Annotated in this window: 14 protein-coding genes and 1 pseudogene; 4 read left to right on the top strand and 11 right to left on the bottom strand. The window is 43.9% G+C overall.

The window, feature by feature from the left end; genetic code table 11:
- Positions 1 to 171: 171 nt before the first annotated feature.
- Together KIT90_RS17585 and KIT90_RS17580 are read left to right on the top strand one after the other, a co-directional pair.
- A pseudogene (locus KIT90_RS17585) lies at positions 172 to 469 on the top strand (hypothetical protein); the annotation flags it as partial.
- 96 nt (positions 470 to 565) lie between these two features.
- Positions 566 to 1,075: a hypothetical protein gene (locus KIT90_RS17580; protein ID WP_285377822.1), complete on the top strand. Its 510-nt coding sequence runs from the start codon at positions 566 to 568 to the stop codon at positions 1,073 to 1,075.
- 1,086 nt (positions 1,076 to 2,161) lie between these two features.
- On the opposite strand, the gene KIT90_RS17575 is transcribed toward KIT90_RS17580, so the two are convergent.
- The 9 genes from KIT90_RS17575 to KIT90_RS17535 all read right to left on the bottom strand — a co-directional run bounded on the left by KIT90_RS17575 (position 2,162) and on the right by KIT90_RS17535 (position 10,793).
- On the bottom strand, positions 2,162 to 2,317 hold the full coding sequence (locus KIT90_RS17575) for a YoaH family protein (RefSeq protein WP_005427041.1): 156 nt from the start codon (positions 2,315 to 2,317) through the stop codon (positions 2,162 to 2,164).
- Positions 2,318 to 2,359: 42 nt separating this feature from the next.
- The gene (locus KIT90_RS17570; protein ID WP_285377820.1) at positions 2,360 to 3,484 is read right to left on the bottom strand and encodes a conjugal transfer protein TraF; all 1,125 of its coding nucleotides are present in this window, start codon (positions 3,482 to 3,484) and stop codon (positions 2,360 to 2,362) included.
- A gap of 59 nt (positions 3,485 to 3,543) precedes the next feature.
- Positions 3,544 to 4,425, bottom strand: a complete 882-nt coding sequence (locus tag KIT90_RS17565) for a DUF2861 family protein (RefSeq protein WP_005435171.1) — start codon at positions 4,423 to 4,425, stop codon at positions 3,544 to 3,546.
- 8 nt (positions 4,426 to 4,433) lie between these two features.
- Entirely contained in the window at positions 4,434 to 5,096 is a 663-nt protein-coding gene (vxrB, locus tag KIT90_RS17560; protein WP_005435172.1) for a response regulator transcription factor VxrB, read from the bottom strand.
- Complete coding sequence (gene vxrA / locus KIT90_RS17555) at positions 5,071 to 6,492, bottom strand: sensor histidine kinase VxrA (protein ID WP_005435173.1); 1,422 nt, start codon at positions 6,490 to 6,492, stop codon at positions 5,071 to 5,073. Before vxrA ends, vxrB begins: the two co-directional genes overlap by 26 nt.
- Before the next feature lie 188 nt (positions 6,493 to 6,680).
- Positions 6,681 to 8,075 carry a Re/Si-specific NAD(P)(+) transhydrogenase subunit beta gene (gene pntB / locus KIT90_RS17550; protein WP_005435174.1) on the bottom strand — a complete coding sequence of 465 codons (1,395 nt, stop codon included), beginning with the start codon at positions 8,073 to 8,075 and terminating at the stop codon, positions 6,681 to 6,683.
- A gap of 12 nt (positions 8,076 to 8,087) precedes the next feature.
- The gene (locus KIT90_RS17545; protein WP_038896670.1) at positions 8,088 to 9,644 is read right to left on the bottom strand and encodes a Re/Si-specific NAD(P)(+) transhydrogenase subunit alpha; all 1,557 of its coding nucleotides are present in this window, start codon (positions 9,642 to 9,644) and stop codon (positions 8,088 to 8,090) included.
- Positions 9,645 to 10,080: 436 nt separating this feature from the next.
- Positions 10,081 to 10,362 carry an HlyU family transcriptional regulator gene (locus KIT90_RS17540; RefSeq protein ID WP_285377816.1) on the bottom strand — a complete coding sequence of 94 codons (282 nt, stop codon included), beginning with the start codon at positions 10,360 to 10,362 and terminating at the stop codon, positions 10,081 to 10,083.
- Between the two features lie 62 nt (positions 10,363 to 10,424).
- The gene (locus KIT90_RS17535) at positions 10,425 to 10,793 is read right to left on the bottom strand and encodes a late competence development ComFB family protein (protein ID WP_285377814.1); all 369 of its coding nucleotides are present in this window, start codon (positions 10,791 to 10,793) and stop codon (positions 10,425 to 10,427) included.
- A 255-nt stretch (positions 10,794 to 11,048) separates the two neighbouring features.
- On the opposite strand from KIT90_RS17535, the gene KIT90_RS17530 reads away from it, so the two are divergent.
- Positions 11,049 to 12,293: a GGDEF domain-containing protein gene (locus KIT90_RS17530; protein ID WP_285377813.1), complete on the top strand. Its 1,245-nt coding sequence runs from the start codon at positions 11,049 to 11,051 to the stop codon at positions 12,291 to 12,293.
- A gap of 12 nt (positions 12,294 to 12,305) precedes the next feature.
- Here the strand turns inward: KIT90_RS17530 and KIT90_RS17525 are convergent, their stop codons facing one another.
- Together KIT90_RS17525 and KIT90_RS17520 are read right to left on the bottom strand one after the other, a co-directional pair.
- Positions 12,306 to 13,277, bottom strand: a complete 972-nt coding sequence (locus KIT90_RS17525) for a Solitary outer membrane autotransporter beta-barrel domain (RefSeq protein WP_285377812.1) — start codon at positions 13,275 to 13,277, stop codon at positions 12,306 to 12,308.
- Between the two features lie 14 nt (positions 13,278 to 13,291).
- The gene (locus KIT90_RS17520) at positions 13,292 to 14,251 is read right to left on the bottom strand and encodes a diguanylate cyclase (RefSeq protein WP_020196882.1); all 960 of its coding nucleotides are present in this window, start codon (positions 14,249 to 14,251) and stop codon (positions 13,292 to 13,294) included.
- A gap of 245 nt (positions 14,252 to 14,496) precedes the next feature.
- Here KIT90_RS17520 and KIT90_RS17515 point away from each other — a divergent pair, with 245 nt between their 5' ends.
- Positions 14,497 to 14,934, top strand: a complete 438-nt coding sequence (locus KIT90_RS17515) for a DUF3069 domain-containing protein (protein WP_005435194.1) — start codon at positions 14,497 to 14,499, stop codon at positions 14,932 to 14,934.
- The last annotated feature ends 49 nt before the right edge of the window (positions 14,935 to 14,983 follow it).

The raw sequence follows: 14,983 nt of genomic DNA, 5'->3' as shown, positions 1-14,983 counted from the left end.
CCCATAATGCGCACTTGGGGTGTAAGTCCCAGATAGTAATGTCCGGCTTGAGCCACTTTAAAATGTCCTCTTAAGATTAACGACATTCTTTGTTTTTAAGACTTTAGCCGTTGCTGATTACCTTCAGTGAAAAAGATAATTATCGCTTCATGTATTAGCTCCAGCATTGTCATCTTTCACGAGTCATTAAACACTCTTTTGGCGTGAGTTTAAATCTATCAAACAAGGCACTGAATACTCTCACGTATCCAAACCGACGATTACCCGTTGGCTTGATGGCACTGTTCCAATCAATCCAATGGCAGAAAAAGTCATGTTGATTAAGTCACTTGGCTACTTGCCGAATGATTTACGTTGGTCTGGTTTTCGTGTGTGTAAGAAACGCGCCATCTGGTCGTGAGTTCAGCCTGAAAGCTTTGTGTTCTGGCGTGACGAGCATCTTCAGCTAGTCGAAATGCTTGGGCAGATAGGCTAAATTGGCAACAGACGTAAAGTCTTTTTTCCCTTCAACAACGTGGAACATGGTTTCTCATTCTTTTACAGTGTGATGAAGTGCTCAAGTGATGTGGCTGAAATACTTGCCGATTTATGCACTTGCCATAAGCACATCCCAACGGGAAGTAGAATAAGTATGCCTTTAGCTTTCTGGGCAAATATTAGAATGTTCTCTGAGCTTGAAGCGCTATCTACAAAACATAAAGTGACGATGACTGTGTATGTTGATGACCTCACCTTTTCTGGCATGCAGATGAATAAGTTATTCAGAAGTTCTGCTAAGAAGATTATCACGAAGCATGGACATATCATGCACCCTACTAAAACCAAACTCTACAAATCCAACCAAGCTAAACTCGTGACTGGTGTGGTTGTTGAAGGTGAAAGTATAAAAGTTCGAAATGAGCAACATCGTAAGATGCACGAAGAGCTCGGGATTTGGTACGAGATTAAAGATCTGCCTTACGCGATGTCCTCTTCTGTTACTTCAAAGCTGCTTGGTCGCCTTCATGCAATGGGAACAATAGATGATAAGTTCAAACAAAAAGCTAAGACGGTAAAGAGAAGCACCGCTAGCTGACAACTTGCAAACTGAACCAAATGCCATTGGTTCAGTTTTTGTTTAGTAAGTGCCATCATAAATGCCAACTAAAATCAAAAAACCGAACCCCATCGCTAAGGTTCGGCTTTTCTAAGGCTTCTTGATTTTGGTGGGCGTCGATGAAAACGAATTGGAAGCCTGTCGAGGTCAATCGACCTGCCAAATGTATTGGTTCACTGCCCGCTGTGTAAATCGTCATTAGTGTGGGTCTGAATTCGCTCGAAAGGTTTAAGCGTTTTTCAGATCCTCATTACACAATGATTAGACCCACCATACATAACTCAACCTTACTTACATTCTTCTATTTTCTTTCGAGAACTTACCACTGAGCTTCTGCATTGAAGCAAAATCAGGTCGTGAAACCAAACGTCCCTTCGCAGATCACTATTAGTGGTGCAAGCGTGTTGCACTCCATTTCTTTTGTTACGCCCTACGTTACGATGTAACACGTAAGTAAAACAGGTTCCCACATTCGCTCTGCCTCGCTGTGTTGCCCAATGATCATTTTCTAAAAAATAACAGCACTAACTGTACATCCGTCCAATCCAATTTCTTTCAATTCACGCTTTTAGATTTGCTGTTATGGGTGAGTACTGTTGGATTAATGGATGTTAGTCCGCAAGCACTTACTGTCGTCAAAGCTCCCTTGATATCGAACTTATCTAAGTGAGTATTAAAGTGACGGCGTCTCTTTTAGATTTCTACAGAATATTCCACTACCCGTTTTATCACTTAAATCAGTCCTTGTAATTTAATTACAAAACCATGCATCATAAAACTCTGCGTTAGTCTTTTATTCTTCGTTAACTGATTGTATTTCATGGTTTTTGTCAATTTCAGTCTCTTTGGGTGGTGTTTTTCCCTGCATTTTAAAAGTGACAGTTAATTGAAGTTGGTAAAATTTTACTAACTGATTATGGTAGAGCATTCTGCTGTACTTCTGTCTTATTCGTGTGACGTGGTAACGGAATATTTTGTTAGAAGAAAGGTGGTGAGTTGTCTGCTTTGGTTGGGTATACGACGGGCGTAAAAAAGCAGGGTCTGTGCCCTGCTCTTCGTAATTTCTTAGTCTTGTTTCTTTGCTGCGTATTCTGCTCGAATTTGCTCTGCAACGATCTTAATCGCTTCTGCGGTACTGGTACCCTTTTGCATTAGCTCTTGAATACGTTCTACAGCTTGTTGCTGTTCTTGATGGGACAGAGGTGGTAAATCGTCAAACATAAAAAAGCTCCTCAATGTGAGGAGCTGACTATAACGATTCGCTTAGTAGGTCGCAAGGAAATTAATTGAAGCGCCCATTGCGTTTTCATTGGTGTATTGAGCGGCAATATCCATCTCTATTAAGTTGAGTGGTGATAATCCAATACCCGCAGTAATCGTGCCCTCGTCGTCTGAACGAGCTAGGTTTTTCATGTAACCGCCACGAAGCGCAAGCTGGCGTAGTACATCGATTTCAAAACCCGCACGTAGCATTTGTGTGTTGTCATCAAAGGTAGAGAACTTCTTCTCTTCATTTAGGTCGTAATCAACACTGAAGCTAAAGTAATCCGCTACGTAACCTGCACCAACGGTGTAAACAGGTCGCATGCTGTATTCATAGGATTGGATTGTGTCGCTGTTGTATGTGAATGACTTGGTTTTCACATCTCGGCCAATCAAGTTCTTCGCAGAAATACCTAATCGATACGGACCGAAGAACCAAAGAGCGCCAGCGTCCAAGTTGAACATGGTTTCTGCGGTTTCATTTTCACGTAGATCTTTCGTATCGAACGCAGCAAAGCTTGTCGCGTATGAATAAGTGTAGATACGCTGCAGTTTAGGTGTGATACCAAATGACAGGTGCTGGTTCATGAAGTTGGTGTACTTCGCGAGAGAGACCCCCGCTTCTGCTACACCGATTGAAACGCCGCGAACATAACTGTTTTTGAGAGAATCAGCTGGAACCGAAGTATCAACTTCCGGAGCTACAAAGGATTCAGTGTAAAGCTTGCCGTAAGCCGTTGCCGATAAAAATCGATTAGGGATACCAACTGCCACAACGCCGCCCAAATCGAAGTCCATCTTCTGCCCATCAATGGCGTTCAATGAATTGACGATATCTGTAGGGTCATTAAGTTTACCAATGCGCTCAATCTCATCGATTAAGCCATCTTGGTCGTTATAGTTAATACCAAAGCTCGGTACGATCATACCAGCATCGTCATTACGTCGGTAAATCGCGGTTAGAGCTGGGTTAAAGAATGGTGCTGTTAGGTAAGAGGCAGATACGGTGCCAACGCCACCCATTGCATCACTGCGTGCCTCGACTGCGTAAGTAGCAGCAGAAGCCGCGCCAGAGAATAGCGCAGCAGTCATTGCAGTGGCTAAAATTTTGTATTGTGTCTTCATACTACACTTGTGTTTTTGTTCTTCCTGAACTTATATCGGCACAAATGTAATTTCTTTAACTATTCTTCGAGAGAAACATCATAAGTTCGACTAATAGTTTGAGCCTGCTCCACAATAATGTCCCCTTGCCAACGGCGACTGTTAATGCTCACAGCTAACACATAGCGATCGTTGGGGATGCCTTCAAGCTCTAGTGCATTTGGATAGTTAGACTCGTAGGTCTTTTTCCACACTTGATCGTATTGCCCTTCAACATAATCGTATAAGCCGACTTCGAGTTGTGGCAATGGACAGTGCGGATTTCGTAATGCGCTCTTTTCGACCTTCCAATTCTCTTTAGATGTCCAACGAACGTATTGCGTCGAGTTCGAATCCCCTAAGATTACCCAAGTGCGGTACGTGCGGTTATCTTTCGTCGTGATTGAAAGATGATACAACCCTGCGTCTAACTTACCGGTTAAGTTATAGCGCTTGAGGAAGTTTCGTTCATTCGCGAGTTCTGCGCCCTCTTGCGGCTCTTCATAGTTAAATGAGGCATCCGCAGAGATTGAGCTATCAACCCAACGACGAAACGAAATGTCTTCAATATCGGTGGTTGCACGTAACTTCACCACTAAGCGGTAAGTGTCACGACCCGGACTTTGAATAGTCTGACGAATTACGTTAATACCGCTGATCCAATCAGGCAGTGTGACACCTGTAAGAGATTTACCACAGTCTTTAGATAATGATTGAGCAAGCAAGTCATTAAGATGCGGTCTTAGCTCTTTATTGGGTTCACTTTGCCAGAGTTCGACCAGGGAATTGAACATGCCACCAAGGTCATCTTCTAGGAGATGTTGGTGTGCTTGTGTGAGAGGTGTGTTTGTTTGAAACCAGTCCGTTGCATGGACTGGTTTCACTAACAGTAATGATAGAACTACAGGAAGTAGTGTTTTCATTCTTGCTCTTACGCTTTCATCTTGTAGCCAACGCCACGAAGCGTTTCGATTTCAAGACCAGGCAGTTTTTGGCGAAGCTGAAGTACGTGAGTATCAACGGTACGCGTTGTTGGGAAATGGTTGTAACCCCATACGTGGTCAAGCAATTCATCACGTGTAAATACACGGCCTAGGTTTGATGCTAGGAACAACAACAAGTCGAACTCTGTACGAGTCAGTGTGATCATTTCACCTTTAAATACGACTTCGCGCGTTGCACGGTCGATCTCTAGGTCTTTTGTCATAACTTTATCAGCGTTACCTTGCTCTGCTGAATCTGGTGCACGCAGTTGTGCACGAATGCGAGCAAATAGCTCCGCTTCAGCGAAAGGTTTGGTTAAGTAGTCGTTTGCGCCAGAGTCTAGGCCCGCTACTTTATCTTTAACAGTAACCAATGCTGTTAGCAGGATTACTGGGATATCTTTAATTTTTTTCCATTCAGGAAGAGATTGTACGGAATCGCCGTCTGGTAGTTGGCGATCCAGAATGACTAAGTCAGCCTTTTTCCATTGTGGCTCAACGTCTGAAATACGCTCCACATGTAAACACTCATATCCTGCTTGTTCCAGGCTTACTAACAGGCCGTCAGCCAAGTTTTTATCGTCCTCAACGAGAAGCAGTGTCTGTTTCACAAGGTATCTCCAATATAAAGGTTGTAGGTGGTCCCATTAGGGACATTTTTCCGCCCATGCGGCCTACCATTGATTCAACTATTGTTAGTCCAAGTCCTAAGCCGCTCTTACTCACGAACGGTTTTCTTAGGTTTGCCCAATCTTTCGCAGTTAAACTGCCGGCATCGATGACTTGGATAATGATTTTATCTGCACTGGTTTCTACACATAGCTCAACCGGTGCTTCACCATACTTTAATGCGTTACGTAGCAAGTTATCGATACAGGTCCCGAGCCAATACACGTTAACTTTAGCAGCTACATCTTCATTTATTTTGAAAAGTACAGCGTTATCAAATTCTTCTTCAATCTTATATTCTAGCCATTCTGCAACGGATGGAACCCAGTCTGTTGCAAGCATTTGGTTATCAGATTGCAAATAATCCTTACTTGCCTCTGCTAATTGGCGTAATCGGCGCGTATCTTCACACAATCGGCGAAATTCGTCATAAACACTTTCTGGCAGATGTTCAAATTCGCGACGGAAACCCTCAACTGTTAAAGACAGTGATGCGATCGGCGTTCTCAGTTCGTGCGTTAGAATTTGCAGCACCAACATTCGGCTGCGCATTTCTTCCCGTTTACTGTTCCAACGATACACTGCCCAACCGATCACCAACAAAATATTGGCAATCACGAGGATGATCATACTGATCCGCAACACTTGCGAGTGATCTTCGACATCCCAACAAATGTTGCCGCGTTTTACGAAGCAGCTTCGGCTTTCTGATGCTAAACCGTAAGACAGACCAGCGTTTGCTACGTTCTCCTGCCAGACGTTTTTAGCGAATACAAAGTAATGGTCGCCACGGCGTAACCACAACTCTTTTCCTTCAATAAACATACTCGCGCCAGCGATGAGAGCGTTGATCGCGTCATCATCCATATTCTGTAGGCTTTCGAGTAGCTCGTCCCCTTCGTCGTTATTTCGCTCTTTGATATGCATGTACTGAGCAAGTTTAGGACGTAGCTCAGGATACTTCTCTGCATAACGTGCTGCGTAGGTACCACCACCTGGGTGAATTAAACCGCTACGCGAGAACCAACGTGGTGTAAGTTGCGTCCCCTTACATATGGCACGTGTAAAGACTAAAGGTTCAGTAATTAAAGGACTTAATGGTAATTTTCCGCGACACGTGTTCGCTAAACGGTACAATTGCTGAATGTCTTTCAGCGGATAATCTGCCGTTTGAGGCAACATCGAATCCGGCGACAGTAACTTGGTCGGATAGTTAGACTGCAGTATGCGTATATCATACGATTTAAGAGCCACTTCGTAATTAAATAGCTCTGTAAACGTATCTATTCGTTCTGGTAATGAATCTGCAAATGCGGGTGCCGAAAAAATTGGCAGCATTAAGGCAGAACGTAGCAAAAACTGTTTAATCAAACTGTTACCGTTACTAATTATATTAGCCAGAACTATACATCAATAAACAAGCAAATGACATTAGACGGCTTAAGGATTTGCAGTACTATAACATTGAAAGCGCACAAAAAAAGGCCAGCGAATGCTGGCCTTGATTAGTTTTAAAGCAAATTATATTAAAGTGCTTTGAAAATTGCCTCGACGCTTTCTTTCGCATCACCGAACAGCATTGAGGTGTTTTCTTTAAAGAACAGTGGGTTCTGAACACCTGCGTAACCCGTATTCATTGAACGCTTGAATACGACTACGTTTTGCGCGTTCCAAACTTCTAGTACAGGCATGCCTGCAATTGGGCTGTTTGGATCTTCAAGAGCTGCTGGGTTGACCGTGTCGTTTGCACCGATGACAAGAACGGTATCTGTTTCTGGGAAGTCATCGTTGATTTCGTCCATTTCTAGCACGATATCGTAAGGTACTTTGGCTTCCGCTAGCAGTACGTTCATGTGACCAGGCAGACGGCCCGCTACTGGGTGAATACCGAAGCGAACTTCAATACCTTGTGCGCGTAGCTTCTCAGTAATCTCATGCACTGGGTATTGCGCTTGAGCTACTGCCATGCCGTATCCCGGAGTGATGATCACTGATTTCGAGTTCTTCAGCATCTCTGCTACTTCTTCTGCTGAAGTTTCGCGATGCTCGCCCTGCTCTTCATCACTTGAAATCACAACTTCTTGACCGAAGCCGCCAGCGATAACGCTGATGAACGAGCGGTTCATTGCTTTACACATGATGTAAGAAAGGATCGCACCAGAAGAACCTACCAATGCACCTGTCACGATCAAGAGGTCGTTTGCAAGCATGAAACCTGCTGCCGCTGCTGCCCAACCTGAGTATGAGTTCAACATTGAAACCACAACCGGCATATCTGCACCACCGATAGACGCCACCAAGTGGTAACCGAATGCAAAAGCAATCAGCGTCATTACGATCAGTGCGAACATGCTGCCGTCCGCTTTTACGAAGTAAATCATAAGAAGCGTAGAAACGACGATCGCCGCAAGGTTCATTTTGTGTTTGTGAGGCAAGTTAAGTGGCGAAGAAGAGATCGTGCCGCGTAGCTTACCGAAAGCAACGACTGAACCAGTAAAGGTTACCGCACCGATGAACACACCAAGGAAGACTTCCACTAGGTGAATTACGTGTTCAGCGTGCATACCAGCTAGGTCAGTTGAAACTGGCGCTGGTGGCTCTAGGTAACTGTTGTAACCTACCAATACCGCTGCCATACCTACAAAGCTATGTAGGATCGCAACCAGTTCTGGCATTTGAGTCATTTCTACTTTCTTCGCGTAGTGGATACCGATGCTACCACCGATGACCATCGCGATGATGACCCAAACAAAACCTTCCGCATTCGGGCTAAAGATTGTCGCAATGAGCGCAATCGCCATACCCGCAATACCGTAGTAGTTACCGTTTCTTGCCGATTCTTGTTTAGAAAGTCCCGCGAGACTTAAGATGAAAAATAGCGCAGCAATGATGTATGCCGCTTGTACTAATCCTGCAGACATTGGTCACTCCTATTATTTATCTTTGCGGAACATTTCGAGCATACGTTTGGTTACGGTAAAGCCACCAAAGATGTTAATGCTCGCAATGAGTACAGCAATGAATGATAGGAAGGTAACGACACCATTACCCTGACCAATTTGCAGCAGTGCACCTACTACGATGATGCCTGAAATCGCGTTGGTTACAGACATAAGCGGTGTGTGCAGTGCATGTGTTACGTTCCAAACTACGTAGTAACCTACTACACACGCCAGTACGAATACGGTGAAATGAGATAGGAATGCCGCCGGAGCAACAGAGGCAACCCAAGCAAAGGCACCTAAACCAACAGCTAGAGCACCGAATTTCTTCAGTGGTGACGTAGGTTCTTCAACTTTAGGTTGAGGTTTAACTGGTTCTTGCGGTTTGGCTTGTGGCTGTGCTGAAACCTGAATTGGTGGCGCAGGCCATGTCACTTCGCCTTCTTTTACTACTGTTACGCCACGAAGCACAACGTCTTCGAAGTCGATATTGATGTTGCCATCTTTCTCTTTGCAAAGCAGTTTCAGAAGGTTTACAAGGTTGGTTGCGTAAAGCTGAGAAGATTGCGTTGGCAGACGACCTACCATGTCAGTGTAACCAACGATTTTCACGCCGTTAGCCGTGGTAATAACTTGATCTTTTACTGTATATTCGCAGTTACCACCGTTTGCAGCAGCAAGGTCAACGATCACACTGCCCGCTTTCATGCTATCAACCATCTCTTTGGTGATAAGCGTTGGCGCTGGTCTGCCAGGAATCAGTGCAGTTGTAATGATGATATCAACATCTTTCGCTTGCTCAGCGTAAAGCTCAGCTGCTTTCTTGTTGAATTCATCCGACATTTCTTTTGCGTAGCCGTCACCTGAACCAGAGTCTTCTTTGAAGTCTACCGTTAGGAACTCTGCGCCCATCGATTCAACTTGCTCTTTTACTTCAGGACGAACGTCAAAAGAACGAACGATAGCACCAAGGCTACCTGCTGCACCGATAGCAGCAAGACCTGCTACACCTGCACCTGCAACCAATACTTTCGCAGGCGGTACTTTACCAGCAGCGGTGATTTGACCAGTGAAGAATCGACCGAATTCATGAGCGGCTTCAACCACTGCACGGTAACCGGCAATGTTCGCCATAGAAGAGAGTGCGTCTAATGCTTGAGCACGAGAAATACGAGGAACCGCATCCATTGCGAGAACGTTGATGTTCTTGCTAGAGAGTTGTTCCATTAACTCTGCATTTTGAGCAGGCCAGATGAAGCTCACTAATGTTGCGCCATCTTGCAGTAATGCGATTTCGTCGATGCCTTTTTCTTCATCTACGAGTGGCGCATTGACTTTGAGAATTAAGCCTGATGTCCATACTTCTTCACTAGATACAATTTTCGCCCCAGCAGCTTCATAAGCGGCATCATCGAAACTGGCTAGCACCCCCGCTTGTGATTCGATTGCGACATCGAACCCCAACTTAATTAACTGCTCAACCGACTTTGGTGATGCAGCTACTCGCGATTCACCCGCGAGTATTTCTCTAGGTACACCGATTTGCAAAACGCATACTCCTTGTATACATATCAATAAATTAGTCCCAAAACAGAGCGTCGCTCTACTCTAATTCTTTTTTATTTCTATCTGTTTACTACGCAAGATAAATACAAACGAATGATGGTGTTTGGGGTCACCCATTTGCACAGTCACTTCTTGACTAACAGTCCTGTTATTATTCTGTTTTTATCTAACGTCAATCGTGACTTCAAGTGTTTTGTAATAAAAATACTAAATTTCATTACATATAACGCCACGTAATGAATGATTCTCCACTTCGCGCTGAAAAATAACAACGATTTGCATCACTAAGCAGAGGTCTAACCAGACGTCTGCTAACTGCTTGTTTTACAGATATTTAAGCCTAAAAAAGAAAGAGAGCCATCAGCATATACACTAATGGCTCTCTTTAAGATGATTCGAATCAAGTTGCAGTGATTTCTTAATCGAAGATCTTTTCACCCATTTGGTCGATAAACATCTGCGATTTTTTTAGCATCAGTTCGTTGGCGTCTTGCTCTGAACCTAGCAAATCTGAACGGATAAAACGGTGTGATTTCACTTCTCCGTCGAAATCTTTTTCGATACGCCCTGCGATGCGGTACTGGCCACCTTCTGAAAGGCTTTCTTGGTAAATTAAGTAGCCTTTGTATTCTACTGGTTCAACGGTTTTTACTTCGACAGCTTTGTCACTGCCACCAAACAAGCGCGAAAAGAATCCCACGGTTCCTCCTTGGGTATGCCCACTCTCTTATAGGTAGTTTTCTATACAGTGGTGAGTATCAATTACTTTATGTTGACGTTGAGGATCGGTTTCTCAAACCAATCCAGTTCTTTGTCTTCATCATAACTGGTATGCGACAAAATTACAGGCACATCATTGTTACGATTTTTGCGTCTGTCTTCCTGAATCATCACTGCTGCGTTCTCAACCGCCACATCGACACTTTGTTTGAATTGAGCCAGTTTACGCTCTGGAAGTGCAGACAAAAAATCGATGTCATGACGAATGTATACCGGCTTTAGTTGAATGAGCGCTAAACATGCAATATCCGCCAATTGTTCATTGTCGAACTGCTCCACGTACTGCTCTGAAGCAAGCACCAGCCCAACCAGTGTTTCCATGTAATTGTGTACGTCTGAACTGATCTGCATCGATTTTTCTCCTTTGTTCAACACTTTGAAAGTATAGCAGTCGGGACTAACGTGCAACTCGTTGATTGCTCTTAATTTAATCAACCTCTCTCTTTTTGTAAGCGTTCGCTGTAAAACACTTGGAAAATTCCCAAATACACGTATTCTTGTTAGTTTTGAAAGTTACAGAATTTATACTGTTTGCACACGGTATTAATTGAATGCTTAATGTAACTCACTAGATATATTCAACTATTTTCAGGTAATTTGCAGTAGATGGTTTCATCTTTAATGACCTCCCCAGGCTTTCGATTCCTATTCCCAATCTTGTTGTTGGGCGTAGTCAGTTTGGGTATGGATAACATCATTCAGATGACACAATCTAACTGGGGAATTGCTGCGAATTTGCCGTACATTTTGCTCGGCTGTGCGTTGTTGATGTGTTATCCATTCAAGCAAGGTCGAGAGTCCATGGTCTGTATCGCCATGCTCTTTGCCTACTTTGTGATTCAACATCGTCTTCAAGTCCCTCTTCAAACCGGAACTGCGCTTTTAGAGCTCACCATACTAGCGAGCTTGTTACCCGTTTCATTTCTCGCGGTATTCATCTTTAATAAAGAAGGTTTTGATTCAAGAGCGACGTTGACTTACGTGTTCATGCTGATCATGTTCGTATTTTGGTCCTACGTGACTTTGACGTATTACGTCGAAGGTGGATTTGACGAATGGACTAACGGGATCTTGTTTATCGTGCCGACTCTCTCTAAGTTACCACTCGTCTTGGTGTTGTATTGCATTGGCATCGTGTGTTTCCTGGGTATCTTGGTCTTAAAGAAAAACAAGATCATTCATGCCATGACCTACTCTGCTATGGTGCTTGCATCAGCAACGTTTATCTTCTTTGACGTTCAGTATATTTCGAGCACGATGTTTACGCTGACAGGTCTTTTGATCATCATCTACTCTACTTCGGCTAGTCATCAATTGGCTTTTACCGACAGTTTGACTCTGATTCCAAGCCGCCGTGCGTTGGATCTTGAGCTTAAACACATGGGACGTAAATTTACTATTGCGATGCTAGACGTTGACCACTTTAAAAAGTTCAACGATACCTATGGCCATGACACAGGCGATGACGTGTTAAAGATGGTTGCATCGCGCTTAATGAAGACACAAGGTGGCGCGAAAGTTTACCGCTTTGGTGGCGAGGAGTTCACCATTGTTTTCAAAGGCAAATATACAGAAGACTGTGAAGCGCATTTAGAAGAAGTTCGCGAATTGATAGCGCAATATGAAATGATTCTTCGTGACCAAGACACCCGCCCTGACGACAACAAGCAAGGTCGTAAAAAACGCGGTAGTGCAGATTCGAAGAAGAAAACGGTGTCAGTTACAGCAAGCTTTGGTGTTGCAGACAGTCGCAGTGCACGAAACCCTGCAGATGTCATTAAGCTTGCGGATGAAGCTTTGTATAAAGCCAAAAAAGCGGGCAGAAACTGTGTGAAGTACTGCCACGCCTAACGCTTATAAAAACTATTCTTGATTAAAGAACAACACTAAACTGCCGCCTTTTAGCGCGCTGCCATAGTTAATGGTCAGCCCCAGACCGACATTGTCAATCCAATCTGACTTAAATGGTGGCGTCATCAGCCAGCCTACACTCGCTTCATAGTAATGCGACGTGTTCATCGGTTTGCTTGTGTCTCCACCTACATCAACTCGGTTAAAGCTGGTATAAACGGACTGGACCGTTCGGCCCACCTTGGTAAAGTCATAGAATAACTTTACACCGTTGACCCAATACCAGCCTTCTGGGTTGCCGACATCCCCGTTATTGCCTTCTCCCCATCCTTTACCGTAGAAATAATGTTGAGAAGACCAAATATACCATTTGCCCCAATGCTCGTTTTCTAAATACTTCAGCTCGGCGTTCACTTCGCCAACAATAGCCCATGCATCGGTATTCAGGAATACGCCATCTAAAAAGGGCCTCAAGTCACTGATAGCATCACTTCGGTAGTCATACTCGTTGCGATAATACATAAGATGAGCGCCAGCGGCGGTGCTCAAGGTGAGATGTTCTGTCAGTTTGTTTTGGCGTTCGAGTTCGGTATAAGAACCTAGAATGAGCTCTTTGTTTCGATCAGGGGTTTTGTCTTCATTTATATGAACGTCTTGATCGATTCCCAATGCATACAAGCGCCCTTTTAAGTTGTATTTTGTTGGGGATTGCTCGTCGTCAGTGAGAGAAAGATGGTAAGGAAGTGTGGAAATAGCAACTTGTTTTCTCAAGTCAACGGAATCTTGCGTTCCTATGTCTTCGTTGTCTATGTCGAGGTATTTGTTAGGGTCAAAGTCGTGAAAGCCAAGAGTGAACACATCACTGTCTGATAGCACGATACCGATGGCAAAGTTACGCTCAAACTCTTTCTGCAAAGTTTGTTGAACAGGACTGGCGTGAGTTGCCATTGAAATAAGTGACAATGTCACTAAAGCGTATTTCATCTTATCCTTTTGATTTAACTTGCATTTACCACCGTGTACGTATTTCTTCCAAGCGATTTGGACGTATATAGCGCCCTATCTGCTGTCGCGTACAATTCGGCGACATTATCCTTACCTGTAGGCTGAAATGCAAACACCCCCTGTGACACTGTCACCCTGTTTGCGACGCTTGAATACGCATGAGGATAATCAAGAAAGTACATCGCTTCTTGTACACGCTCAGCTTCTTTTTCTGCGGTTTGCGCATCTGTGCTATTAAGTAAGATGACAAACTCTTCCCCTCCATAACGCCCCACATATTCACCAGAACGACAGAAGGTTGCTTTTAACTGATTCGCGATGGCTTGTAGACAGCGATCCCCCTCTATGTGGCCGTAGTTATCGTTAAACGGCTTAAAGAAGTCGACATCAAGAAGAATTAACGCCATCGGCATGTGGTGACGACCGTGCCATGCAATCATGGTTTCGAGCTTCTGATCAATATAACGACGGTTGTAGAGTTTGGTTAGGCCATCTTCATTTGCCTGTTGTTGCAAACGTGAATTCATCTCTTCGAGCTGTGCGGTGGCTTGCTTTAACTCACGACGCATGTGCGCAATTCGCTGCATTGCCATTAACTTAGAGTTTAGAACAAGCTTATCAACAGGCTTAATCAAATAGTCATCACCTCCCGCTTCGATTGCTTTCGCGATCATTTCAGGCTCTTCATGGCTGCTTAAGAAGATGATTGGGATCCAGTCTGGAAAGGTTTCTCTGATATGAAGTGAAACTTCGAAGCCGTTCATGTCCGGCATCGCAATATCCAGCAGCACGAGTTCAGGGTCGAAACTCTCATAGGTATTGAGGGCTTCCATCCCACTGCCAACGGCTTTAACAATGTGACCTTGTTGTTTTAATCGGATTGCCAACTGCATTCGGTCTAGCTGAACGTCATCAACTAAGAGAATGCGCATTGATGTCCCTGTCGGTTGCATAGCGCGTTCCATTCTTTTTATCAGTCTTTATTAAACATATATCATACACACGAGGTTGTTGCATTACGCGACAAATTTAGTGCTATATTTTTTTGTTGAACGGTCACGTAATCAGATAGTTCTTATGGTAGCTATTTGACGCATTTGGTATTAATATTCCCGCCTTTTGTAACTAGAGACACTTTAATCTGGTTACATTACGCACTACAAATTACGTGCGCTCTTATGTACTAACAGGACTCATGATGTCAGAAGCAACTAACAACGAAAGCAAAAAAATCGATCTAGAAGCTATTTCTCCAGAACTACGTAAAGTTATCGAATTCGATGAAGTTCCAGAGCAAATGTTCGAGATGGTTACCTCTATCCATGAAGTGTCTGAAGAAGCTGTTCGTGCATCTTGGGATGAAATGCCAGGAAGTGCACAAAACATTCTAGACAACTTCGAGCAGTTCCACGCTCTAGTTTCTGTTGGCCAAGCTTTTGCTGGTCTGAATGTAATGGAAGAATTCCCGACTCTTAACCTGCCAGAAAACATGACAGATGAAGATAAAGAAGACTACCGTGCTCAACTGCTAGACAATGTTCTACACAACTGTGTAAAAGACATGGTTAAGCAACTTAAGAAAGCACGTCGTGACCCTCTTCTTAAGCGTGAATTCAAAGAAGTTTTCGCGAAGTAATTCCGACACTTTCTTTAATAATAAAGGCCGCACCCTGCGGCCTTTTGTG

Source organism: Vibrio sp. B172a, assembly GCF_030248355.1.
GTDB lineage: Bacteria > Pseudomonadota > Gammaproteobacteria > Enterobacterales > Vibrionaceae > Vibrio > Vibrio owensii.
This window is presented reverse-complemented; position numbering and strand designations above follow the sequence as displayed.